A 22,374-nucleotide genomic window follows, 5' to 3' on the forward strand; every position below is an offset into this window, starting at 1 on the left:
TGACATCGAGGTTAAAAAGATTTTATTGCGGGGAATTTAAACCGGTGGCGAGGAGTGACTACCGGTTGGTAGTCACTCCTCGCTTTGCGCCATTTTGAAATAGGTTTGCTAATAAACGTCCGTTGCTTAAGCGACAAAAACCTATTTACTAGTTGGGTAGTCTTTCAATCGTCAAGGACTGGATTGTAAGGTTACCCGATTGATACCAAGTGCGAACCTCGAGATTCTTGATGAAGCTGTCCGGTATGTCGAGGAGGGTCTCTATCTTAACGTCCTTGCCTGAGGGTAACGATTTCTTGGCTAGTGTGGTGGTGGCATTGCTTGGGGAAGCGCCCACGATGTCCATATAGCCGAGATCAGTCCCTTCTCCAGAAATCGATAGCTCGACTCGATATTTCCCTTTGGGTAGTTCGATGTAGGGGCCGTATGAGCTGAAGCCTGAGGCCGTTTTGCCTTGCTCGGTTATACGTTTTCCCTCTTGTGTCGTACCTACCAATCCTGGCAGTTCATCCCCTTGCCATACGAACTTCTCAAGGCAGGTCCCGCTGATATCAATTTTGAGATGTTTGCACTGGGTATCAACCCCATACTTGATAGGCGGTTGATCAATCCTCGCATGCCACCCTTGCCAGCAGAAAAATACGGTGATGACCATCGCGAATGCAAAGGCAGCCTTGTGAATGGGCTGTTTGGTAACCGCTGCGATGAAGGGAATGCAGAACAAGAGTAGCCCGCCGGCTTTCATATACCCTGTGAAATGCCAAATCACAGTGTCACCAAAGCAGAAATATAGCAGGCATAGGGTAAGTGTAAATCCAGCTGCAGTGTTTCGGGCGATATTGCCTTCAAGCATGGAGGTCAAAGGGCGTGTTTTAATGATGACGATCAGCGTCCAAACTAATAGCAACGTAAACAAAGCGAGACCTACGCCAGCCAAGTAGGAATTCCACCCAGCTGGAGTATTTGGGTAATGCCCTTGCAGCCCAGGAATCATATGAGCAAAAAGGCTTTTTAGTGGCAGCCCAAGGACGGAGGCAATTTGTTCAGTTGGTGTCATTGTAAAGCGCAGCCTGATGAAGAGCTGCCAAGCAATGAAGATGATGATGGGGTAGATCAGGAAAAAAAAGTCAGCATAGGGCTTGATAGACCTTTTCTTGATCCAACGTTCTAGAACCTGCGCTCCGAAAAAGATCGCAGGGAAAGCCACATAGGCTTCTCTGGATAGGCATGCAAACGTAATGGCGACTGCATAGACTTTGTATTTGTTTTGATAGGCTGAGATCATGGCAATCATTAGAAGCGCATCAGCGGCGCCATCCGGGAGTCCGTTCAGCAGCGTGATCTGAGTCCCCATACCCACCGACCAAGGTAGGATCCAGTAAGCAGGTACGCCTTCCTTGATGAAAAAGCGAGCCGCCACGGCGGTACCGAGTAGTATCAGCAAAAAGTGAGTCAGATAGAAGATGAAGGGGCTCACCCAGTCCTGGAACAGCATTAACGAGAACAGTTTCGACAGTATGGGGACACCCACGCGCTGATAGCGGTAGGCATCGGCATCAATGTGGCTCGTGGTATCTTTTTGCGCGAACAGGTCGTTGGCGATGTAATAATAGAACTGGCCGTCCCACCCTGGGGTACTTTCGTCCAGATAAAGAGGCGTAACACCGTGCTCTTTGATGGTTTCAGGCACACCAAAGCGGTTAGCCTGCATCAAGTAGTGATCGAAGTTACCGTTAAGGGGACCATTCATGTAGGTCGCCATGGTGTAGATGCTCACCATGGCTGTTAGTAGCACGCAGGCTATGATAGACAGATACCGTTGGTCTGTCAGACGCTTACTTTGTGTCATTTACACCTCTTCTGTACTGTTCAGCGTCCCAGTCAACCAACTCGCATATTTGTGCATCGGTCAATGTCGACAGCGGTGCGCCGTCGTTCAACTTTGTCATGACATCGTAATAGCAAATCAACTGCGCTATTTTTGCCTTGTTCATGGTTTCTCTGGCAAAGGTCCCCACGCCATGGACAAAAATTACGTCCGGCAACTCTGATTCCATTTCTAGAGAGGACTTCGCTTCTTCGAGCGATCCGAACAGCCTTGGATGTGGGCCAAGGAAAACAATGTGATCGGGATAAAGCGCCCAGTTGTCATGCAAGCGGTCTACCAGTGATGACGTGACTGCAACTTCGTGGAGTTTGGTCACGCCAATGGGTTTGAACTCAACACCATCGGCTAGACGCAGCGACAAATCAGGCGTGGTGACTTGGGCTGATACCGCAGGCGTTGCAAAAAAACGAGTCAGGTATTCAAGGGTTTCACTGATCTCATCAATGCTATCACCCCCAATAATGACGCCATGGTTCTTCAGAAAGACTACACGCGTATTCGAGGTGCCATCCAGTTGGTTCGCAACCGCTTCTGCGAGTTCGGCTCCCGGCTTGCAGTATTTAACGGTACGTGCGTTGAGTGCCTTGTCCAGAGTAGGGTAGTTGATGAGCTCGAAGTCTTTGCGAACCAGGTGCGCGAGTACTTCGATTGCGTGCACGTGGACCACGATGCGATGAGGCATCAAGGCATGCAGCAGCGTCTCGATCGAGGGCTTCAGTGGAGCGCTCTCGAACGTTTGTGGTACAACACCATAGTCGCAGCTCTCTAGTGCCTTGGTCAGGTGGTCGAGTTTTACGGGTACAAAGATATCTTTGTCACCTGCATCAGCCAGCCAGGTTCCCGATGCCTTGATCCAGAGAACATCGTTCTCTTTCCAGGATACATTCCCACCAGCTCCTTGAACGAGCAGCGGGTCTTTACCGATTTCAGAGCAGAACTGGCGAACTGATTCATGCAAGCTCATTTTTCTCTCCAAGTCTGGAAATCAGGTGGCGCAACTCGCGGAACTCTGTAAACGCAGCGTCTGGAGCGTTTTCGTCCATGCCCAGCGGTGTGCCGCTATGGATTTTTTGCAAAGTCACCGCATTTATCTGTTCGCGCCCACCACGGATGTCATTGATTGGATTGTCTCCGATCATCCAGATGCAATCGCCTTTAGGGCGCATTTTTTCCAAGGCGATTTCGAAGGGGGCCGCGTGGGGCTTGTCGAAGCCGGCCTCTTCGCTGGTCACGATGTAGTCGAAGTAATGATCAAGGCCGAAGTAAACCACCTTGCGAAATTGGATCTGCGCTGTCAGGTCGGTAACTATGGCAGTAGGAATGCCTAGCAGTCTCAGGTCGTCCAAGAGGTCTTTTACTTCATCGAACAGAACTGCATTACTGAGGAAGGTGCGCCAGTAGGTCTGTTCGAAATCCAGGGCCAGTAGCACCTGAGAACCCAGGCCCATGATCTCGAGCATGCGCTGAAGGTACAGGAGACGGCTATGGGACGACGCTGTATGTTTCAGTCGGGTCTTTACCTGCTGACGCGCTTCTTTGAAGGCGGCGTCAAACACATCCGGGTTGATGGAAAAGGTATTGACTACTTTATCCCTAACGGCTTGCTGCGCGGCTGCATGTGCCGGGTCGTAGGGGTACAACGTATTATCGGTGTCGAACAGTATGGCGTCGGGGAGGCGATTGAATCGCTCTGGTGCAAAAATCTTCACTATATGAACCGTTTTGTCAGTGCTTGGTTGATATGGGATAGGGTAATCAGTTGCATTAATCCCATGACGCCGTTATGCCATTCTGGCCTGAGGTCGAGGAATTCGAAGATGCGTGGGCAGATCATCCGCGCTGCCATTTCGATGTCCTGAGCTGACGTTTCGCCCTCTATGGTCAGCTCGACTTCATTCGCGTCGTTACGTGTTGACATGTCGACATGCAGACCGCAAACACCGACCAGTACTCGGGTGAGCGACAGTTCGTTCAGGCCGTTGCGCGAGCGCGCCACGATCTTGAAGTTCAGAAGGTGGTCTTTGCCAGCACCTTCCAGAATGCGCGGATGAATGGGCTGTAAGGACAGCACCAAGTCTGCAAAAGCCGCTTGTGGACGAATAAAGCGTGCCGAGTCCGGTTCTCTACGTTCGAAGGAGGCCAGAACCTTCTCTTCGGTGTGCCCGCGCTGATGTACGTCGCGCTGAATCTTGAAGTGGCGCCTCAGGCTTTCGTCGATGTCGAGGTAAACACTCAGGTTGTAGCACTCGCGAAGAATCGGCATATAGAGCGCGTGCAGGCCGCTGGCAATGACGAAGTCATTACTCTTGATCATGAAGGGGCGGCTCATGCGACCGGTTTGATGATCGTAATGCCGCGAATGGATATTCTTCGAATCGGTTAATGCCACCAGGTCGTTGGCGAAGCCTTCGAGGTCGTTGGCCATGGGGTTCAAGTGAGTCATGACCTGCCACATCGGCTTCTGACGGTCCCACAAGTGGTAGTCATCACCGGAAAGGGTTGTGACCGAGTGGCCACCAAACATCCCCTTTATCGCATCCGAATAGGTATCCTTACCCGCGCCAGAGTCGCCGGCCACGCCAATGACGAATGGCTTGCGGCTGAGACGGAAGTAATCGTTGCGGCTGACGGACTCTCGCCAAATTCGAATGGCCAGGATTACACCTGTCGCGACCATGGCTGTGTGGACCAACGACGACAGCTTGTCGCCGAACAACCATTGGCCGGCCGCTTGCGGCAGCCATGATGCCTGCTCGATGATCAGTTTGGTGTCCGGGGTAACCAGCAGAGCGCTTACCACATAGAGCAGCGAAAAGATCCCGGTGATAGCGACCGCAACCCGGTTGCTGGCTGCCTGATAGGCTACGAGGGATGGAATGGCCCAGATAAACCATCCCGGGGACGCCGGCGTCATCAGGACAACGAGCAGGAATACCATGCCGAGCATGGAGTGAAAGAGCTCGAAGTTCGGACGTTTGATTCGCCAGGCCGCATAGAGCATCAGCAGGTAGGCGAGGGGCACCACATACAGGGTGGTATCACCGATGCTGAATGCCAGCTTGTAGACTTTGCCTATTTCCGGGTTGTTGAAGAGCATGCTGACGCCTGCGCTGGACAACAGAAATGGCAGAACTGTCACGACGGCGCCTACGCCCAGACCGATCAACAGGCGTGGCAGATGCTGACGCAAAGGGCGGTTGTGTTGCAGGTAGATCAGGAAGAAGGGGAGTGCCAGCACCATGCTCAGCTTGGCTGAGATCGCGGTCACAAACACCAGGCCCGTCAGGATCAACCGCGCACGCTTGAGGAAATAAAGCGACCCGGCAAGCAGAAGCACCGGTATCAGGTCATTGAAGCCGAGTGCGTAACTGCCGACGATTACGATAGGCGACAGCCAATACACCGCAATGAGCAATCGATCGCGGTTGGGCACTATTTTTCTGAGCACTGCCAAGAGCAGGAAGTCTGCGCCTATGAGTGTCAGGCCATAGCCGAGTATCAGGGGGAGCGAGAGCGCTTTACACAGCAATATCGCTGGCAGGAAAGCCACCCACATGACATAGCCATAGGGGAACGCGGTAATTGCGCCACCTTGATCCAGCCACGTCCCCCACGGGTTCAATGTCAGCGTACTGGTGCTGGTGTCCAGGAATGGCAGGTACCATTCGGTGACTGGTGTGGGGGTTGTCCATAGAACAAGTACAAGGCGAAGCGCGAACCCGATCAGAAAGGTCGGGTGGCAGAGAGTTTTGATATTCATGCGTCCGCAGCCAACGTTTCCCAGAGGTCCGGTCGTTTGGTGCAAACCGCCTCGGCAACAATATTCCGGTCGGCCAATAGTTTCGCCAGCTTTGGAATCTCGGTTTCGGCGTTACGGCCCTGGAGTTCCGGGGAAACCAGGCACAGTTTGAACCCAGCATTATGCAGTCGCTTGGCGTCGTCATGGCTGAGTGGGAATTGGGTGAAGCAGTCGACCCACACCCAGTCAACCTTGCCTGTCAGCGTCAGTGCTGTTTCGATCGATTCGAACTCGGACACACGGACGGCGCAACGGCGTTCGCCAGCTTTGGACCATTTGATCAGGAATGGAAAAGATTGATCGAGGAAGAAGTAATCTTCGATTCCTTTCTCTTTCATCAGCGCGATCAAGCGTGCTTCCAGGCCTTCTTCCTTGACGTTCAAAATCAGTGTGCCGTGCCGATAGTCGGCAATCCACTCATCAAACGATTCACCTGGTACGCAGGGGTCGTGGTGAATGATCAGGTCGTTACCGTAGCTGCGGATATCGACTTCAACGCCATATTTCCCTTCTGTAGCATTGAGTTCCTGGCGGGTGTTGCGCCGATGCGAGATGAGCTTCATATCCTTAGACTCTTCTTAAGTTGCAAACTGAAATCGACAGTTCTGCGGATGAACTTTCGTTTCGCGGCCCAGTTCACGTTCCAATGCGAAACGCCATGGGCGCGCTCACCAAAACGCACAGCAAATCGATAAACTTTCAGACCCTGAATGTGGGCTTGGTAGTACGCATACAGATCAAGTGCAAAATCCGATGGTGCAGCCTGCCAGCGCTCAAAAAAAATCCTGGAGAACATGGTGGGCTGCGCATTTATATCCCACATCGGTTTGCCGAGCAGAACCGTTTCGAAAACGCTCATGCCGAAGGTGAACACGACATCTGCCAATGGTCGGCCGAAGCGATGTCCTTTTACGAAAATGTCTGGCCCGTGCTGGTCAAAGAACGCCAGGCCACGCAAGGCGTCCATTGGGTCGGTTTGCAGGTCTGCATGGGTCCAGCCGAGAATCTCGCCCTTGGCTGCACGCAGACCCGAAAGAATGCCGAAACCATAACCTTGATTGACGTCGACTCGAACGCTTCTGCATCCGGGGTAGGCCGGCAACAGGTGCTCCAGAACCTGCGGGCTGTCGTCGGTGGAGCCATTGTCGACCAGAATCACCTCTACGCCAGGTTGTTCGACCAGGCCTTTGCAGCGTTCCAGCAGCAGCGGTAAATTGGCCGACTCGTTGTAGCAGGGGATGATGAGCGAAAACTTCATGACTTCTCCGTAAGATTGCTGGTCTTGAACACGAACAACTTCATTCCAAGGAAGTTGAGAGCGGCCGATACACCCGTGGCAATCAAAAATGCAACCGGGACTGCAATGGATATTGTGCTGAGCAACGCCAAGCATCCGGCGTTGACCAGAACGTTGGCGCCCAACGTGATTGCATACAACAGGACGAAGCGCCATACGCTGCCAGGTGCGTGCTCCTGGTGGCCGAAAGTCCACACCTTGTTGGCAAAGTAAGCAAACAGGGTGCCGGTCAGAAAGCCGACCGCTTTGGCCTGGTCGACACTCATCCACCCAGTCCAGACCAGGCCGCGATAGGTCAGGCAATCGATCAGGACAGTCAGCGAACCTACGACCAGAAAGGCTGCAAGCTCACGCTTAATCATGCTGCAGTGCCTGGTAATGCGGGCACCGTTGCTTGAAAGCGAGACTCAAGCTCGGCAACAGCGTCGCACGGGATCCGACCATCGTTCTGCAGTCGATAAGGGTGACCTGCCCACTTGTGGAAACACGACTGCCAGTATTCGAACGTGCGCAGGTCGTTCGGGGTGCCCCATGACAGGAAGCTGTCGACTTCGAACAGTTCGCAGCGCAGGCCCGATTCGATGGCATCATTAATTGTCGAGTCAATGTAGAACTCGCCATTGATACGGCCATCACGCTGAACCAGTCGCGAAACCACTTGGCGGAAGTCTTCCGCGCGTCGGAATGTAAAGGTTCCCAGGACGATCGGATCTGTCGCCGGGGATTGCAGTGGTGTCTTCACGGAGATTTGACGAATCCGACCGTTCTCGGAATCAATCCAGCCAAACATTTGCGGATGACGGACGGCATTTGCATGCCCCCTCACGCCCCACACAATGACATCTACATCCGGATTGTCGATCAGGGTCTGAAATGCCTGCTCATCATAAAGGGCGCCGTTGTCGCAGGCGCCAAAGGTGATCGGGCCTTGAACATCCGAGACAGCACGTTCCAGAGCCTCCAACCCAAGCAGCGCTGTGCAGGCTTGGCCTTCTGTTACTTGCGGGATTGTTTCAATCACGGTGCTGGGGAATACATGCTTGAGTTCTTTGGCTATCTCGGCGTAACCGGGCATGTCCTGGCGAAGAACGAAGGCATGGTGCTCTGCTTTGGGCAGGTCCTCAGTGGCCTGGGTGACCATGGGTTTGCCTGACACCGGGATCAGCGGTTTGGTCAGTGCATAACCCTCGTTTGCAAATCGCTGCCCCATTCCCGCCATCGGGATCACAAGAGCGCCTGTCGGGGAAGACTGCGAACGTTTCGGTTGGCGGTTCATCGTTTCGAACGCTGCCGACCAGCCGTTGTATTCCCGGACATCGTCCGGTGTACCCCATTGCATGAAGTGCTGGAGGGGGTAAACCGCGACGGGTTGTTTTTCCGCCAGCAGAGGCTTGTAAGCCAGGCTGACGTAGTACTCGCCGCCGACGTTGAGTTGCTGGTCCATAGTGTTGCGGAACGCTTCGCTCATGGTCTTGCCCGAGTCGAAATAGTAAGTCCCGCTGGACGCGAACTCTTCCATGCGATTGGAGGTGTAGGGTTGCTTTTCTTGAATGTCTTGCACCCAACCCTGCGTTTCGCGGATGTAGGCGTAGTTGGTGCTGCCGAGGGTGTGCGGGTGAAAGCCCTTATAGGCAGGGATTGCCCCAACACATGCCGTAGCCTTTACGAATTGCTTGAAATGCTGCCAATCCCAGTAGCAGGTAAAATCGCAGTAGTTAACGAGCACCGGGCTGTCGGGTTTTATCAGGTGCTCTACCTGACGTACGGCATGGATTGGCCCGAGCTTATGAGCCGGAATGCCAATAATCTGACCGGTAGGGCAGTAATGTCGCAGGAGGGAGGCCATGCGGTAATCAGGGTTGTCCAGGTGGTCCTGATTGCAAATGAAAATAAAATCCGTTTCACCGGGAAACATGTCAATGACATGCCCAATGATTGGCTTGCCGTCTATTTGAATAAGGGGCTTGGGCACTGTGTAGCCCGCCCGGCGAAAGCGCTCGCCGAAACCTGACATTGGAATGATTATCTGCACAAAATACTCGTTTACATATTGTGTTGACGTTAAAGTTGTGCGCTGGCAGTGCGTCAACCGCGCGACCAATAGCAAAAAGATGGCATCTTAGTCTGAAGCCATGACGGCGTCGTCTTTTTTGCCTCGCTACGGAAACTCTGATCAGATCGTGCCGTGGAAGGGCTTGATTACCTTGATCGAGCCGCATCATCCGAAGGGCGACAGTGGTCGTCCAGCGTATCCGTTGTAATGCGGACTAATCGTCCTGAAACGGCGCGATTAGGGGGAGAAACTGTACGGCATTGAGCGTGAGCTCAAGGACGCCAGTGATGAGCAGCGCTTCGCTGGTCGTCAGGAAAAGAGCTTGCCGATCCTCACTCAGCTGAACAGCTGGCTGGATAAAACTCAGCTGAAGATCACAGCGCAAAGTGCTCTGGGTAAGGCGCTACATATCTGGCGAACAACCGGAGCCAGCTGGAGCGCTATGTAGAGTCTGGCGATCGACAATAAGGCGGCCGAATGAGCGATAAAGTCGTTTGTCATCGGGCGCAAAAAACTGGCTGTGTGTCACGAAGGAGGCATCATGACGACGAGATGAGAGCGGCGGCATGATAATTCGTGCTCCAAAGTGGATGGAGGGCGGCCCTCCGGTCAGGGTGTGCAGGCGTACTGATCAAGCGACCCGAAGCTGTGAGCATGTATTCGGGAAAAGGCAGAGAAAACACTGCCACGTATGGCTCAGGTAGTTGAGCGTAAGTGAACTGACTGATGAAGCGCCGAAATCTTAGCTGGTGTCAAAACGGACTTGTATAGCCGGGCCCCGAGAAGTGCAGATGACACCTGTTTACTGGATGGGCAGGGCGCATCGCGGCGTACCGTTTGAACGGTATGCGGACGATGTTGTTATCCGTTGCACAAGGATGAACGAGGCTGTTCGAATCAGGGAGAGCCTGACGTAACGGATGAGTGAAGTGGGCCTGACCATCAACGAAGAAAAGTCGAAGATTGTCTGCATCGACATATTCGAGCGGCACAATGTCGCGGCGAGCTTCACCTTTCTCTGATATGACTTCAAGGTGCGAACCCTTGGAAGCGCCAAGGGTGAACTCTTTCACAAGTGCATGTCGGGAGCGTCGATGAAGGCCATGCGCAGGATAGTAAAGACGATCAAATACTGGCGTATCCATCGTTCCATGGCGGATGACTTGGGGGGGGCGGAGTTGTTCGCGCATTGGTATTTACTACGCGCATCGAATGTGTACCCGGGTGCCGTATGACGGGAAGCTGTCACGTACGGCTCTGTGAGCAGTTGGGGGGGAAGCACCCTTCGGCTGACTCGACTCGGCGACACGCCCAAAGGCGCGACGGTCAGCGCTCAACTTTACAGTCTGGTCGAGACAGCCAAAGTCAACGGCCAAGAGTCCTATGCGTGGCTGCGCCACGCACTGTAGCGGTTGCCGCAAGCCTCGACAGCAGAGGGCTTCGAGGCTCTGCTGTTGTGGAACTACACTCCGGGAATGCCACGGTAAACATAAACTTCACTCTTGGAAGGAGGGGGCATGGATCGCATACGGTACGACCTGATATGGGGCGCGTTTTTGGGGCGACCTCCATGGTTCACCTATCGTCTAAGGTCGTGTGTTTCTGTATGATTCGGGTCCAGTCCGCTCCGCCTTGTTTTACTTTAAGCTGAGCCGAAATGTTAAATTCACTCGTCGTGCCCGCTGAGGCATAAGAACGGAGTTCAGAGGATTCGCATGAAAGCAATCGTTACTGGCATCACTGGTCAAGACGGCGCCTACCTGGCGGAACTGTTGCTGGAGAAGGGGTACACCGTTTACGGCACCTACCGTCGTACCAGTTCTGTCAATTTCTGGCGTATCGAAGAGCTGGGGATCCAGTCCAACCCTAATCTGCATTTGGTCGAATACGATCTGACTGACCTCTCGGCCAGTATCCGTCTGTTGCAAACCACCGAAGCCACCGAGGTCTACAACCTCGCAGCGCAGAGCTTCGTGGGTGTTTCGTTCGAGCAGCCGATCACTACAGCAGAGATCACCGGCCTCGGCGCGGTAAACCTGCTTGAGGCGATTCGCATCGTCAATCCAAAGGTTCGTTTTTATCAGGCGTCGACTTCCGAGATGTTCGGTCAGGTGCAGGCCATTCCGCAGGTTGAAAGTACACCTTTCTACCCGCGCAGCCCGTACGGCGTAGCCAAGCTTTACGCCCACTGGATGACTATCAACTACCGTGAGTCGTACGGCATTTTTGCGACCAGCGGTATCTTGTTCAACCACGAGTCCCCTCTGCGTGGCCGTGAGTTCGTCACTCGTAAAATTACCGACTCCGTTGCCAAGATCAAACTGGGTCTGCTGGACAAAATGGAGTTGGGCAACCTCGACGCCAAGCGCGATTGGGGCTTTGCCAAGGAATACGTGGAAGGTATGTGGCGCATGCTGCAAGCCGACGAGCCGGATACGTTCGTATTGGCCACCAACCGCACCGAAACCGTTCGTGACTTCGTTACGATGGCGTTCAAGGCTGCGGGTATCACTATTTCCTGGGCCGGTGTTGCTGAGGCTGAGCAAGGCACTGATGCTGCGACCGGTAAAGTGTTGGTCACCATTAACCCGAAATTCTATCGTCCTACCGAGGTTGAGCTGCTGATCGGCAACCCGGCCAAGGCCAAGGAAGTACTGGGCTGGGAACCGAAGACCTCTTTGGAAGAGCTGTGCCGTATGATGGTCGAAGCGGATCTGCGTCGTAATAAGCAAGGATTTTCTTTCTGATGACCACTGCTGGTAAACGCGCGCTGATTACGGGGATTCATGGCTTCACTGGCCGCTATATGGCGGCCGAGCTGCAGGCTCATGGCTATGAGGTTGTCGGATTGGGCAGTCAGCCTTCTGATGATTTCAATTATCACCAGGTAGATCTGGCCGATGGCCCGGGTCTGCGTGCGTTGCTGGCAAAGATTCAGCCCGATGTTGTTGTGCATCTCGCAGCCTTGGCCTTTGTAGGGCACGGTGCGGCTGACGCGTTCTATCAAGTCAATCTGATTGGAACGCGTCATCTGCTTGAAGCTATCGAATCCAGTGGCAAGCCACTGGATTGCGTGCTTATCGCCAGCAGTGCGAATGTCTATGGCAACGCCTCGGGAGGTTTGTTGTCCGAGTCTACGATGCCTGCACCGGCCAATGATTATGCTGTTAGCAAGTTGGCCATGGAGTACATGGTCAACCTCTGGCATGAGCGTCTGCCGATTGTGATCACTCGCCCCTTCAACTACACGGGTGTTGGTCAGGCCGATAACTTCCTGTTGCCTAAAATCGTCTCTCATTTTCGTCGCAAGGCTGAAAAGATCGAGTTGGGCAACCTGGACGTATGGCGCGATTTCAGTGATGTCCGTGCGTTGGTCAAGGCGTATCGTGGTCTCATCGAAGCAAAACCTCTGGGGCAGACGATCAATGTCAGCTCAGGGACTACCCATTCGCTTCGAGAGGTCATTGACCTGTGTCAGACATTGACCGGTCATGAGGTTCAAGTCGAAGTGAATCCGGCATTTGTGCGTGCCAATGAAGTGAAGACGTTGTGCGGGGACAATTCTCGTCTACGGGCGTTGGTTCCGGGCTGGCAGACACCTGCTCTGGGTGAAACTCTGAGCTGGATGCTGACGGCCGAATAAATGAAGTTAATTCTTTCTGTTGAACCGGTCCGCTTTCCGCTGACCGGTATCGGTCGCTACACCTATGAATTGGCGCTGCGACTGCAGCAGAATCCTGATATTACCGACCTGCAGTTTTTTGCGGGTCGGCGCTTTTTGCCTGCTCTGCCGACTGCGGCTGACGAGTCGGGCAATGGCTATGGGTTGAAGCGCGCGGTGCAGAAAAACTTCCTGGCGGTTGAGGCGTATCGGCTTCTCATGCCGTTACTCAGGAAGCGTGCGCTAAAAGATCATGGGGACTTTCTTTACCACAGTCCCAATTACTACCTGCCGCCTTTCGCCGGGCGCAGTGTTGCGACATTTCATGATCTCTCGCCCTTTACCTGGTCTCATTGCCATGCGCCGCAACTCGTGCGCTATTTGCAAAAAGAGCTCAAGACCACATTGCTCAGGGCTGACGCACTGATCACAGACTCTGAGTACACTCGGCGAGAGTTGGCTGAGTACTTCTCCTGGCCCATTGAGCGGATCCACACCGTGCCGCTGGCCAGTTCGGCCGAGTTTCATCCTCGTAGTGCTGATGTTCTGAGAAGTACCTTATCGCGGCATGGCCTGGAGCCGGGCGGGTATAGCCTGTTTGTCGGCACGATCGAGCCGCGTAAAAATATCGAGACATTGCTCGATGCCTACTCGCGGCTGCCTATGGACTTGCGTAAACGCTGGCCGCTGGTTCTGACCGGGTATCACGGCTGGCGAAACGAGCGTATTCACCAGCGCCTCGAGAGTGCCAGGCGCGAGGGCTGGGCTTTTTATCTGGGATTTGTGCCAAGTGAAGACTTGCCCTTGTTGTTTGCGGGGGCACGCTTGTTTACCTTTCCTTCGTTGTATGAGGGGTTTGGCTTACCGGTTCTGGAAGCGATGAGTTCAGGAGTGCCGGTTGTCTGTTCCAACAGTTCATCGCTGCCGGAAGTGGCAGGCGATGCTGCACTGATGTGTGAAGCGATGGATGTCGATACGTTGACCGGACTCATCCATAAAGGTCTGGTGGACGAGGTATGGCGTTCCAGTGCTATTGAGCAAGGCATGCAACATGCCGCGGCTTTTTCCTGGGAGCGCTGTGCGCTGGAAACACTTCAGGTTTATCACCAAGTGGTCAAAGGAAGATGATCAAGGTCCTGCACTTTTTCAAAACGTACTATCCAGAGACGATGGGCGGGATAGAGCAGGTTATTTTTCAGATTGCCGAGGGCGGAATCAGGCACGGATTTGAATCCGAGGTCTTGTATCTCAGTGATCGTGGCGCCGCTCGGAATGAAGCAGTGGGTCATCATGTCGCCCATCGATCCAGGCTTGATCTGCATCTGGCGTCCACGGGGTTCTCGTTGTCGGCATTCAAGGATTTTGCCGAGCTTGCCCGAGGGGCGGACATTGTTCATTACCACTTCCCTTGGCCTTACATGGACCTGGTGCACTTCGCCACGCGTATTCGCAAGCCGACGGTCGTCAGCTACCACTCGGATATCGTCAAGCAAAAGACCTTGCTCAAGCTTTATCAACCCTTGATGAACCGCTTTCTGTCCAGCGTTGACTGCATTGTCGCCTCATCACCCAACTACGCTGAAAGCAGCCCGGTGCTGACGCGCTTCAAAGATAAAGTGCGCGTTGTTCCTTATGGTCTGGATCGCGAAACTTATCCACAACCCTCAGCTGAAAAGTTGGCGTATTGGCGCGAGCGATTTGGGGGACGGTTTTTTCTGTTCGTTGGCGCGCTGCGTTATTACAAAGGGTTGGACTATCTGCTTGAGGCTGCCAAAGCGACTCAACTGCCAGTAGTGATCATGGGAGGAGGGCACCTTGAGGCGGAACTCAAAACGCAGGCGCTTGAATTGGGGCTGGGGAATGTACATTTTCTGGGTGGTTTGCCTGACGAGGACAAAGCCGCGCTGCTGACGTTGTGCTATGCATTCGTTTTTCCTTCACACTTGAGGTCCGAGTCGTTTGGAATCTCGTTACTTGAAGGTGCGATGTACGGCAAGCCGATGATTTCGTGCGAGATAGGCTCTGGCACTACCTACATCAACATTGCAGGAGAAACAGGGCTGGTGGTTCCACCACGCGACTCTGTTGCCCTGGCGCAAGCAATGAACACGCTCTGGACTCAACCCGCGCTTGCCGCTTCGATGGGGCAGGCCGCTGCGCAACGTTTCGAAAAGGTGTTCTCCGCTGACTCGATGGCTCAATCCTACGCTGATATTTATAGCTCGTTACTGCAAGGCGGCATCGGGTAATCGGGAAGTTGAAGTCTGGCGGTTTTGATTTCTTCACGTAATCCCAAGGGTCACCCATGAGATCTGAAACATTCCTGATTACCGGTGGAAGTGGTTTTTTGGGTCGCGCGTTAATCAACCGATTGATACGGATACCTGAGTATTCTGTTATCGCACCGGTCAGGGATGCAGGAACGACTTTCCCTCCCAGTGTTCGCCCGGTTGTATTTGATAGTCTTAATGCGGACAACGATTGGCAGGACGTCATTAAAGGTGCCGATATCGTTGTTCATTGCGCTGCGCGTGTTCACGTCATGAATGACACGACGGCTGACCCGCTGGCGGCATTTCGTGAAGTCAATGTTGACGCTACGTTGAATCTTGCTCGTCAGGCCGCCGCTGCCGGGGTCAGGCGATTCATCTTCATCAGCTCGATCAAGGTCAACGGAGAGGGAACGGAACCAAACACGGTATGTAACGCCGACGATGTGCCTGCTCCCGTTGATCCTTATGGTATTTCCAAGCTGGAAGCGGAGCAGGGTTTGCGTTTGCTTGCTTCAACGACGGGTATGGAGATAGTTATCATCCGCCCTGTGCTGGTCTATGGTCCCGGGGTAAAGGCCAACTTTCTCAGCATGATGCGTTGGCTCTATCACGGTGTCCCGTTGCCTTTTGGCGCTGTGCGCAATCGACGCAGTCTTGTCGCTATAGACAATCTGGTGGACCTTATCGTGACCTGTTCCGAGCACCCGGCAGCTGCCAATCAGGTATTTCTAGCCAGTGATGGTGAGGATGTATCGACAACGCAGTTATTGCGCAAGTTGGCGGGTGCTTTGGGTAAACCAGCCAGATTGTTGCCGATACCTGTCTGGCTTATGAGTGGTGCAGCAACGTTACTGGGCCGAAAAGCCCTGTCTCAACGTCTTTTCGGGTCCTTGCAGGTTGATATCAGCAAGAATCAACAACTACTGGGTTGGACTCCTCCAGTCAGCCTTGATAATGCCTTGCGTCTGACGGCGCAACATTTTCTGGATACTCGAAGATCATGAGTTATGGGTGGTTCATTCCGGTCATTGCCGGCGTCTCTTTTTTACTGACAGCGGTATTGCGCAAGTATGCGTTGTCCCGAAGCCTGATGGACATTCCCAATGCCCGAAGTTCTCATTCGGTTCCCACGCCTCGGGGTGGTGGCGTGGCGATTGTTTTGGGGTTTCTGTTGGCGCTGGGGCTTTTGTTTTTTGCCGGGATCATTTCTTCGTCGGTTTTCCTGGCGATCGCCGGTGCTGGAGCTGTGATTGCGATTATTGGTTTCATGGATGACCACGGGCATATTGCAGCCCGCTGGCGTTTGCTCGGCCACTTTGGAGCGTCGGCGTGGTTGCTGTTCTGGCTTGGCGGGTTGCCCTCCATCGAGTTGGGCGGTGTCTCGCTCAACCTGGGATGGCTGGGGCATGTGCTGGCACTGTTTTATCTGGTATGGCTGCTTAATCTCTACAACTTCATGGATGGTATCGATGGTATCGCCAGCCTTGAGGCGATCTGTGTTTGCCTCGGCGCCTGTCTTCTCTACTGGATGGCAGGACTTGAGAGTTTGATTTGGGCTCCATTACTGCTGGCCGTTGCGGTCGCTGGCTTTCTTTACTGGAATTTCCCGCCCGCGAGGATTTTCATGGGCGATGCCGGTAGCGGGTTTCTCGGCATCGTACTGGGCGGGCTTTCTCTCCAGGCGGCGTCGAATAATTCATCGATGCTTTGGGCGTGGCTGATTTTGCTTGGGGTATTTATCGTCGACGCGACGTTCACGCTGTTTCGTAGATTGCTCAGGGGGGATAAGGTCTATGAAGCTCATCGTAGCCATGCGTATCAGTTTGCCTCGCGTCATTTTGGCAGGCATCTGCCCGTCACCCTTGCTGTGGGCCTGATCAATCTATTCTGGCTGTTGCCCATTGCCGTGTGTGTGACGCGCTATGGTCTAAACGGCGTCTTGGGCGTGATTCTGGCTTACTCACCCTTGCTCGCTCTGGCAGTAAAATTTCGCGCCGGAGATCTGGAAGGCCCGGCGGTGAAGAACTAAGCGACAATTACTCTGTCATTTAGGTCTAAAGTGACTGTGCGGCGTTTTTGAGGTTCACCATCGTTATAGGGCTGTTTTAAGGGGGGGTGAGGTGTTTGAAGGGTATATGGATAAAGTCAGAGCGTATCTGGTAGGGCTACCCCGCCGACGGAAAAGGTTGATACAGGTCGCGACAGACGTCGTGCTGGTCTGGGCTGCACTGTGGCTGGCTTTTATCGTGCGTCTGGGCATCGACGATATGTACAACCCTTTCAAAGTCCACTTCTGGCTATTCGCTTGTGCTCCTGTCGTCGCCATCCCTCTGTTCATCCGCTTCGGCATGTACCGTGCCGTCATGCGCTATTTTGGCAACGATGCCCTCGTCGCCATCGTCAAGGCCGTCAGCCTGTCATCGCTGATTCTGGCTGTCATTGTCTATTGGTACAGCAATCACCAGGTCGTGGTTCCGCGCTCCATCATCTTCAACTACTGGTGGCTCAGCCTGGTCATCATCGGCGGCTTACGCCTGTGCATGCGTCAATACTTCATGGGTGACTGGTTTACCGCCGCTCAGCACGTGCCGTTCACCAATCGCGACGATGGTTTGACCAAGGTCGCCATCTACGGCGCGGGTGTCGCTGGCAACCAGCTCGTCGCGGCGCTTCGCATGGGGCGGGTAATGCGTCCTGTGGCCTTCATCGATGACGACGCGAGTATCGCGGATCGCTCTATTTCAGGCCTGCAGGTCTACAAGCCCAAGCATATTCAGCAGATGATCGATGTCACCGGCGCGCAGGAAATTCTTCTGGCGCTGCCATCATCCACGCGAGCACGACGTAGGGAGATTCTGAATCTCCTGGAAGGCTTTCCGCTTCACATTCGTAGCGTTCCGAATTTCACTGACCTGGCCAGTGGGCGGGTGAAGGTCGAGGACATCCAGGAGGTCGACATTGCCGACTTGCTGGGGCGTGACTCGGTACCGGCTCAGCCTGATTTGCTGGAGCGTTGTATCAAGCGCAAAACGGTCATGGTGACCGGTGCGGGCGGCTCTATCGGTGCGGAGCTTTGCCGGCAGATTTTTTCTCTTGGTCCTACGACGCTAATCCTGTTTGAACACAGCGAGTTCAATCTTTACAGCATTCTTTCCGAGTTGGAGAAACGAGCCAGTCGTGAATCCCTGTCTGTTCGCCTGCTGCCTATTCTCGGTTCTGTCCGGCATCAGGAAAAGCTTCTGGACGTGATGAAAACCTGGAAAGTGGAAACGGTTTACCACGCAGCGGCCTATAAGCATGTGCCGATGGTTGAGCACAATATCGCCGAAGGCGTGTTGAACAATGTGATGGGTACGCTCAATACCGCACAAGCCGCTTTGCAATCAGGTGTCGCCAACTTTGTGCTGATCTCCACCGACAAAGCCGTGCGTCCGACCAATGTGATGGGTAGCACCAAGCGCTTGGCCGAAATGACACTGCAGGCGCTTAGTCGTGAGATTGCGCCGGTATTGCTGGGCGACAAGGCCAATGTATCGCGTGTCAACAAGACCCGGTTCACGATGGTGCGCTTTGGTAATGTGCTGGGCTCTTCCGGTTCGGTGATCCCGTTGTTCCATAGTCAGATCAAGTCGGGTGGACCGTTGACGGTGACTCACCCGAAGATCACGCGCTACTTCATGACCATTCCCGAGGCGGCGCAACTGGTGATCCAGGCCGGTTCCATGGGGCAGGGCGGCGATGTGTTTGTGCTGGACATGGGTGAGCCGGTGAAGATTGTCGAGCTGGCTGAAAAGATGATCCATCTGTCTGGTTTGAGCATTCGCTCGGAGAAGAACCTGCAAGGTGACATTGCCATTGAGTTCACCGGTTTGCGCCCGGGTGAAAAGCTCTATGAAGAGTTACTGATCGGCGATAACGTCGCAGCGACTCAGCACCCAATGATCATGAGTGCCAATGAAGACCATCTGCCTTGGGACGTGCTCAAGGCGCGGCTGACCGAGCTGCTCGGCGCTGTCGAGCGGGATGACTACTCACGGGTTCGTCAGTTGTTACGCGAAACCGTCAGTGGTTACACCCCCGATGGTGAAATCGTCGACTGGATCTACCAGCAACGCCGTCTCGAACCCTGATTGTTACACACCCTGTAACTGATACATTTTTGACAGACTCACAGCATGACCTAGGTTTGGGAGGCAGCTTCGGAAAAGCTGCTTCTTTCCTATCGATGTCATGGAGCGTCACTTATGCGTACAGGCTATTTCTACTCTCTGGTTTTTGCCCTGCTGACCAGCGCCTCTATTGCCGCTATCGCTGCGCCAGCGACAAACACGGAGGCTGTAACCGCGCCATTGACCGTACAGGTCGCACCGTCCGGGGAGGCTGCAAAAGTCGATCTCAATACGGCGGATGCAACGACACTGCAGCGGGAACTCGCTGGAGTAGGTGAGGCCAAGGCCAAGGCGATTGTTGCATATCGTGAGAGTAATGGACCGTTTGCATCGGTGGATGAGTTGTTGGAGGTCAAGGGCATCGGCAAGGCGATTCTGGACAAGAATCGCGACAAGCTTGAGGTGAACTGATTCGTAGCGCTAGCGCCAGAGGCCGGTCATTGACCGGCCTTTTTCGTTGGTGCGCCTAATTGCGTCTTGCAGTGGCTGTTAGAGAGCGTTGCGAGACGGTCAAGGGGACGTTGCGGTGCAAAACTTTCATCTTGCACCGCAACGCCTATGATTTGTGTGGGCGGTTAAGCCCTTTGGTATCAGTCATTTTCAACGTCTCATCAGTGGAAACCGGTCCCATGAAAACGATGTTTGGTAGCCTGATACGCAACATTGGTCTGATTTCCCTGGGCAGCGTGCTGATCGCCACTGCTGCTATGGCTGAGGAGGCACCGGGTATGCGCATCGGCGTGCGTGGTGAAGTCACCGGGGTGTCCGAAGAGGTCTTGAAGGTGCATGCCAACACGGGCGAGAACGCGATCATCCAGTTGACCAAGGACACCCAGGTTCGCGCTGTAACCCCGGCCAACATCGAAGACATCAAGCCCGGCAGCTACATTGGCTCAGCGGCAATACCGCAAGACGATGGCACGCTCAAGGCGCTGGAGGTGCATGTGTTCCCACCTGAAATGGCCGGCACCGGCGACGGCCACCGTCCGTTCGATCTGGTTAAGGGCAGCAGCATGACCAATGGCATCGTCGGCGATCTGGTGGTCAACAATGGCCGAATCCTGACCGTCAATTACAAGGGTGGCCAGCAGACCATCCTGGTGCCGGAAGACGTGCCGATCGTCAACCTGACCCCGGCTGACCGCAGCCTGCTCAAAGTCGGGGTCAAGGTCGTGTTGTTCGCTACCCAAAGCGCAGATGGAACCCTGACGGCGCAATCGATTTCGGTTGGTAAGGATGGTGTGGCGCCGCCGATGTGAGTTACCGGCGGGTATGAAAAAGGCGACTACTGAGGTCGCCTTTTTCATTGCTGATCCAGCGCTTATTGCCCGCTGTAAATCTGGTCGAAAACCCCACCATCGTTGAAGTGGGTTTTCTGCACGGTGCGCCAGTCACCGAAGGTTTTCTCCACCGACAGGAAGTCGACTTTCGGGAAACGGTCGGTGTGCTTGGCCAAAACGGCCGGGTCACGCGGACGCAGGTAGTTGGCGGCGGCGATTTCCTGGCCTTCCGGGGACCACAGGTACTTCAGGTATTCCTCGGCGGCGGCGCGGGTGCCTTTCTTGTCGACGACTTTGTCGACCACACTGACTGGCGGCTCGGCCTCGGCGGAGACGCTTGGGTAGATGACTTCGAACTGGTCGCGACCGAACTCGCGGGCGATCATTTCCGCTTCGTTCTCGAAGGTCACCAGTACGTCGCCGATCTGATTGGTCATGAAGGTGGTGGTGGCTGCGCGGCCACCGGTGTCGAGTACCGGGGCTTGTTTGAACAGCTTACCGACGAAGGCCTTGGCCTTGTTCTCGTCGCCGCCGTTTTTCAGCACGTAGCCCCACGCCGACAAATAGGTATAGCGGCCATTGCCCGAGGTTTTCGGGTTGGGCACGATCACTTGCACGCCATCCTTGAGCAGGTCCGGCCAGTCTTTCAGGGCTTTCGGGTTGCCCTTGCGCACGATAAACACGGTGGCGGAAGTGAACGGCGCGCTGTGGTCCGGCAGGCGAGTTACCCAGTTGTCCGGGACCAGTTTGCCGTTGTCGACCAACGCGTTGATGTCGGTGGCCATGTTCATGGTGATAACGTCGGCCGGCAGGCCATCGATCACTGATCGGGCCTGTTTGCTGGAGCCGCCGAAGGACATCTGCAGGGTGATGTTTTCGTTGTGCTCGGCTTGCCAGTGTTTCTGGAAGGCGGTGTTGTAGTCCTTGTAGAAATCGCGCATCACGTCATAGGACACGTTGAGCAGGGTCGGTGCGGCCTGGGCCACGCTCGCGAGGGCCAGGCCAGCGGCCAGAAGTGAGGCGCCAAAGATCTTTTTCACTGCACATTCCTTTTGTTCGAGATGAAGGCAATTTGCCGTCGACTATAGCCGGGGCTACATATCCCTTTAAAGATTAAAAAGTACTTTGCTTATTCTATTTTCTTGAACAGTGCATTACCGCAGCGTGAGCAAAATGCCGCGCTGTGCTCATGCTGGTTTTTGCGGCACACCGGGCAGTCATGTTGCAGCTGTTCGCCGCGCATGGCGTTGGCCAGTTCGGCGGTAAAAATCCCGGTGGGGACGGCGATGATCGAGTAACCGGTGACCATCACCATCGCTGAGATGACCTGCCCCAAAGCGGTCTTGGGCACGATGTCGCCGTAGCCGACGGTGGTCAGGGTGACGATCGCCCAATAGATCCCTTTGGGAATGCTGGTAAAGCCATGCTCCGGGCCTTCGACCACATACATCAGCGTGCCGAACACCGTTACCAGTGTGCAGACGCTGAGCAGGAATACGATGATTTTCTGTTTGCTGCCACGCAGGGCGTCGAGCAGGTAATGGGCCTGCTTCAGGTAGGGGAGCAGTTTGAGCACGCGAAAGATCCGCAGCATACGGATGATCCGGATAATCAGCAGGTACTGCGCGTCGCTGTAATACAGCGCAAGGATGCCGGGAACAATCGCCAGCAAATCCACCAGCCCGTAAAAACTGAAGGCGTAACGCAGCGGCCTGGGCGAGCAGTACAAGCGCAACATGTACTCGACCAGGAAGATCAGGGTAAAGCCCCACTCGATGTACGCCAGGGTGTTGGCGAAGTTCTGGTGAACGTCATCGATGCTGTCGAGGATCACCACCACCAGGCTGGCAAGGATGATCAGCAGCAGCGTTTTATCGAAGCGCCGCCCGGCCACCGTGTCGGTATGGAAAATCATCACGTACAGGCGCTTACGCCACGAGTCGTTGCTGTCCAT

The 22,374-nt window shown here is 54.4% G+C and carries 20 protein-coding genes and 2 pseudogenes; 11 read left to right on the top strand and 11 right to left on the bottom strand.

Annotated features, from left to right (window positions below; translation table 11 throughout):
• Positions 1 to 148: 148 nt before the first annotated feature.
• From AC3WK5_RS16915 to AC3WK5_RS16950, 8 genes are read right to left on the bottom strand one after another with little or no spacing between them, the layout of a single operon-like run.
• Positions 149 to 1,849: a hypothetical protein gene (locus tag AC3WK5_RS16915; RefSeq protein WP_103315840.1), complete on the bottom strand. Its 1,701-nt coding sequence runs from the start codon at positions 1,847 to 1,849 to the stop codon at positions 149 to 151.
• Positions 1,836 to 2,852 carry a class II aldolase/adducin family protein gene (locus AC3WK5_RS16920; protein ID WP_103315841.1) on the bottom strand — a complete coding sequence of 339 codons (1,017 nt, stop codon included), beginning with the start codon at positions 2,850 to 2,852 and terminating at the stop codon, positions 1,836 to 1,838. The genes AC3WK5_RS16915 and AC3WK5_RS16920 overlap by 14 nt, the downstream gene beginning before the upstream one ends.
• Complete coding sequence (locus AC3WK5_RS16925; protein ID WP_103315842.1) at positions 2,839 to 3,597, bottom strand: HAD family hydrolase; 759 nt, start codon at positions 3,595 to 3,597, stop codon at positions 2,839 to 2,841. Before AC3WK5_RS16925 ends, AC3WK5_RS16920 begins: the two co-directional genes overlap by 14 nt.
• On the bottom strand, positions 3,597 to 5,693 hold the full coding sequence (locus AC3WK5_RS16930) for a hypothetical protein (protein ID WP_218275916.1): 2,097 nt from the start codon (positions 5,691 to 5,693) through the stop codon (positions 3,597 to 3,599). The genes AC3WK5_RS16925 and AC3WK5_RS16930 overlap by 1 nt, the downstream gene beginning before the upstream one ends.
• Positions 5,645 to 6,250 carry a phosphatidylinositol-specific phospholipase C/glycerophosphodiester phosphodiesterase family protein gene (locus AC3WK5_RS16935; RefSeq protein ID WP_103315844.1) on the bottom strand — a complete coding sequence of 202 codons (606 nt, stop codon included), beginning with the start codon at positions 6,248 to 6,250 and terminating at the stop codon, positions 5,645 to 5,647. The genes AC3WK5_RS16930 and AC3WK5_RS16935 overlap by 49 nt, the downstream gene beginning before the upstream one ends.
• Positions 6,247 to 6,945: a glycosyltransferase family 2 protein gene (locus AC3WK5_RS16940; RefSeq protein WP_103315845.1), complete on the bottom strand. Its 699-nt coding sequence runs from the start codon at positions 6,943 to 6,945 to the stop codon at positions 6,247 to 6,249. The genes AC3WK5_RS16935 and AC3WK5_RS16940 overlap by 4 nt, the downstream gene beginning before the upstream one ends.
• Positions 6,942 to 7,346 carry a GtrA family protein gene (locus AC3WK5_RS16945; protein ID WP_103315846.1) on the bottom strand — a complete coding sequence of 135 codons (405 nt, stop codon included), beginning with the start codon at positions 7,344 to 7,346 and terminating at the stop codon, positions 6,942 to 6,944. The genes AC3WK5_RS16940 and AC3WK5_RS16945 overlap by 4 nt, the downstream gene beginning before the upstream one ends.
• Positions 7,343 to 9,016, bottom strand: coding sequence for a sugar phosphate nucleotidyltransferase (locus tag AC3WK5_RS16950; RefSeq protein ID WP_103315847.1), 1,674 nt, complete (start codon positions 9,014 to 9,016; stop codon positions 7,343 to 7,345). The genes AC3WK5_RS16945 and AC3WK5_RS16950 overlap by 4 nt, the downstream gene beginning before the upstream one ends.
• Before the next feature lie 268 nt (positions 9,017 to 9,284).
• Between AC3WK5_RS16950 and AC3WK5_RS16955 the strand changes: the two are divergent.
• Positions 9,285 to 9,515, top strand: a pseudogene (locus AC3WK5_RS16955) (IS66 family transposase); the annotation flags it as partial.
• 274 nt (positions 9,516 to 9,789) lie between these two features.
• On the opposite strand, the gene AC3WK5_RS16960 reads toward AC3WK5_RS16955, so the two are convergent.
• On the bottom strand, positions 9,790 to 10,227 hold the full coding sequence (locus AC3WK5_RS16960; protein WP_158248913.1) for a hypothetical protein: 438 nt from the start codon (positions 10,225 to 10,227) through the stop codon (positions 9,790 to 9,792).
• A 114-nt stretch (positions 10,228 to 10,341) separates the two neighbouring features.
• On the opposite strand from AC3WK5_RS16960, the pseudogene AC3WK5_RS16965 reads away from it, so the two are divergent.
• The 10 genes and pseudogenes from AC3WK5_RS16965 to AC3WK5_RS17010 all read left to right on the top strand — a co-directional run.
• Positions 10,342 to 10,524, top strand: a pseudogene (locus AC3WK5_RS16965) (transposase domain-containing protein); the annotation flags it as partial.
• A 228-nt stretch (positions 10,525 to 10,752) separates the two neighbouring features.
• Positions 10,753 to 11,784: a GDP-mannose 4,6-dehydratase gene (gene gmd, locus AC3WK5_RS16970; RefSeq protein WP_103315848.1), complete on the top strand. Its 1,032-nt coding sequence runs from the start codon at positions 10,753 to 10,755 to the stop codon at positions 11,782 to 11,784.
• Entirely contained in the window at positions 11,784 to 12,680 is an 897-nt protein-coding gene (locus AC3WK5_RS16975) for a GDP-mannose 4,6-dehydratase (RefSeq protein WP_103315849.1), read from the top strand. The genes gmd and AC3WK5_RS16975 overlap by 1 nt, the downstream gene beginning before the upstream one ends.
• Positions 12,681 to 13,826 (top strand): glycosyltransferase family 4 protein, encoded by a 1,146-nt coding sequence (locus AC3WK5_RS16980; RefSeq protein WP_103315850.1) that lies wholly within the window; start codon positions 12,681 to 12,683, stop codon positions 13,824 to 13,826.
• Positions 13,823 to 14,947, top strand: a complete 1,125-nt coding sequence (locus AC3WK5_RS16985) for a glycosyltransferase family 4 protein (protein WP_103315851.1) — start codon at positions 13,823 to 13,825, stop codon at positions 14,945 to 14,947. Before AC3WK5_RS16980 ends, AC3WK5_RS16985 begins: the two co-directional genes overlap by 4 nt.
• Before the next feature lie 56 nt (positions 14,948 to 15,003).
• The gene (locus tag AC3WK5_RS16990; RefSeq protein WP_103315852.1) at positions 15,004 to 15,975 is read left to right on the top strand and encodes a UDP-glucose 4-epimerase family protein; all 972 of its coding nucleotides are present in this window, start codon (positions 15,004 to 15,006) and stop codon (positions 15,973 to 15,975) included.
• A complete protein-coding gene (locus AC3WK5_RS16995; RefSeq protein ID WP_103315853.1) occupies positions 15,972 to 17,000 on the top strand; it encodes an MraY family glycosyltransferase in 1,029 nt (342 codons plus the stop codon). Before AC3WK5_RS16990 ends, AC3WK5_RS16995 begins: the two co-directional genes overlap by 4 nt.
• Before the next feature lie 106 nt (positions 17,001 to 17,106).
• Complete coding sequence (locus AC3WK5_RS17000) at positions 17,107 to 19,101, top strand: polysaccharide biosynthesis protein (protein ID WP_103315854.1); 1,995 nt, start codon at positions 17,107 to 17,109, stop codon at positions 19,099 to 19,101.
• Positions 19,102 to 19,215: 114 nt separating this feature from the next.
• A complete protein-coding gene (locus AC3WK5_RS17005; protein ID WP_054593446.1) occupies positions 19,216 to 19,551 on the top strand; it encodes a ComEA family DNA-binding protein in 336 nt (111 codons plus the stop codon).
• 218 nt (positions 19,552 to 19,769) lie between these two features.
• A complete protein-coding gene (locus tag AC3WK5_RS17010) occupies positions 19,770 to 20,399 on the top strand; it encodes a DUF5666 domain-containing protein (RefSeq protein ID WP_177474828.1) in 630 nt (209 codons plus the stop codon).
• Between the two features lie 62 nt (positions 20,400 to 20,461).
• Here the strand turns inward: AC3WK5_RS17010 and AC3WK5_RS17015 are convergent, their stop codons facing one another.
• Both AC3WK5_RS17015 and AC3WK5_RS17020 read right to left on the bottom strand, forming a co-directional pair.
• Positions 20,462 to 21,460 carry a sulfate ABC transporter substrate-binding protein gene (locus tag AC3WK5_RS17015; protein ID WP_103315855.1) on the bottom strand — a complete coding sequence of 333 codons (999 nt, stop codon included), beginning with the start codon at positions 21,458 to 21,460 and terminating at the stop codon, positions 20,462 to 20,464.
• Between the two features lie 89 nt (positions 21,461 to 21,549).
• Positions 21,550 to 22,374 (bottom strand): ion transporter, encoded by an 825-nt coding sequence (locus AC3WK5_RS17020; protein WP_103315856.1) that lies wholly within the window; start codon positions 22,372 to 22,374, stop codon positions 21,550 to 21,552.

This window comes from Pseudomonas sp. FW306-02-D09B, from assembly GCF_058782685.1.

Coding starts and splice junctions, on each gene's coding strand:
- AC3WK5_RS16960 (WP_158248913.1), bottom strand. CDS start 10,227: ATGCGCGAACAACTCCGCCCCCCCCAAGTCATCCGCCATGGAACGATG.
- AC3WK5_RS17000 (WP_103315854.1), top strand. CDS start 17,107: ATGGATAAAGTCAGAGCGTATCTGGTAGGGCTACCCCGCCGACGGAAA.
- AC3WK5_RS16980 (WP_103315850.1), top strand. CDS start 12,681: ATGAAGTTAATTCTTTCTGTTGAACCGGTCCGCTTTCCGCTGACCGGT.
- AC3WK5_RS16990 (WP_103315852.1), top strand. CDS start 15,004: ATGAGATCTGAAACATTCCTGATTACCGGTGGAAGTGGTTTTTTGGGT.
- AC3WK5_RS16920 (WP_103315841.1), bottom strand. CDS start 2,852: ATGAGCTTGCATGAATCAGTTCGCCAGTTCTGCTCTGAAATCGGTAAA.
- AC3WK5_RS17010 (WP_177474828.1), top strand. CDS start 19,770: ATGAAAACGATGTTTGGTAGCCTGATACGCAACATTGGTCTGATTTCC.
- AC3WK5_RS16915 (WP_103315840.1), bottom strand. CDS start 1,849: ATGACACAAAGTAAGCGTCTGACAGACCAACGGTATCTGTCTATCATA.
- AC3WK5_RS17005 (WP_054593446.1), top strand. CDS start 19,216: ATGCGTACAGGCTATTTCTACTCTCTGGTTTTTGCCCTGCTGACCAGC.
- AC3WK5_RS16975 (WP_103315849.1), top strand. CDS start 11,784: ATGACCACTGCTGGTAAACGCGCGCTGATTACGGGGATTCATGGCTTC.
- AC3WK5_RS16995 (WP_103315853.1), top strand. CDS start 15,972: ATGAGTTATGGGTGGTTCATTCCGGTCATTGCCGGCGTCTCTTTTTTA.
- AC3WK5_RS17020 (WP_103315856.1), bottom strand. CDS start 22,374: ATGGACAGCAACGACTCGTGGCGTAAGCGCCTGTACGTGATGATTTTC.
- gmd (WP_103315848.1), top strand. CDS start 10,753: ATGAAAGCAATCGTTACTGGCATCACTGGTCAAGACGGCGCCTACCTG.
- AC3WK5_RS16985 (WP_103315851.1), top strand. CDS start 13,823: ATGATCAAGGTCCTGCACTTTTTCAAAACGTACTATCCAGAGACGATG.
- AC3WK5_RS16945 (WP_103315846.1), bottom strand. CDS start 7,346: ATGATTAAGCGTGAGCTTGCAGCCTTTCTGGTCGTAGGTTCGCTGACT.
- AC3WK5_RS16935 (WP_103315844.1), bottom strand. CDS start 6,250: ATGAAGCTCATCTCGCATCGGCGCAACACCCGCCAGGAACTCAATGCT.
- AC3WK5_RS16940 (WP_103315845.1), bottom strand. CDS start 6,945: ATGAAGTTTTCGCTCATCATCCCCTGCTACAACGAGTCGGCCAATTTA.